Source organism: Oleiphilus sp. HI0086, from assembly GCF_001635225.1.
The window spans coordinates 1-603 of sequence record NZ_LWFZ01000529.1 but is presented as its reverse complement, the minus strand read 5'-3'; the positions used below and the strand labels follow the sequence as shown (position 1 = coordinate 603).

Sequence of the window (603 nt, the reverse complement as noted above, 5' to 3'; positions counted from 1 at the left end):
AGCCAATAAAGGGCACAAACCCAGTAGCTGAACCAAGGCTGGGTTATTGTCCCACAAGCCATTCTTAACTAGTTTGTTGAACTCGCCACTGCTAACAAAGCTTTGCTTCGCACCTTCGCTTTGTTCCGGTATTAAATCTGCGCTATTTTCTGCTGCTGCCATTATTGTGCCTCACCTGCTGCAGTATCAGTTCCCGACTTAGAACTCATTGCCTGATCCAGAATCCGATCTTTGTTCTCACTAAAGTAGATCAGCGCTTTATGCACCGCACTGACTATCGCACGAGGTGTAATGGTTGCACCTGTTAACTGATCAAAGTCTCCACCATCTTTCTTCACTTGCCACTGAGTTTCAGTCAAGTTCGCCAAAGACTTGCCGTTGAAGGATAAAACCCAATCAGACTTCTTCAAGTCGATTTTATCACCTAAGCCCGGCGTCTCTTTATGCTCTATCACTCTCACACCCTTAAGCTCCCCCGACATATCAATACTCATAATCAAACGTATAGGGCCTGTATATCCATCAGGCGCCACAACAGGCAATATTAGGTGGGTAGGAAGCTGATCTTTTAAAGCGATGAATGCCTCTACTGGTTCAATAGTC

The 603-nt window shown here is 45.4% G+C and carries 2 protein-coding genes; both read right to left on the bottom strand.

The window, feature by feature from the left end; genetic code table 11:
* Positions 1-132: Rnf-Nqr domain containing protein (locus A3756_RS26570; RefSeq protein ID WP_304438871.1), on the bottom strand; the 132-nt coding region annotated here is incomplete at its 3' end.
* 29 nt (positions 133-161) lie between these two features.
* A partial coding sequence (gene rsxG, locus A3756_RS06465) for an electron transport complex subunit RsxG (protein ID WP_156490324.1) occupies positions 162-603 on the bottom strand: 442 nt, incomplete at its 5' end.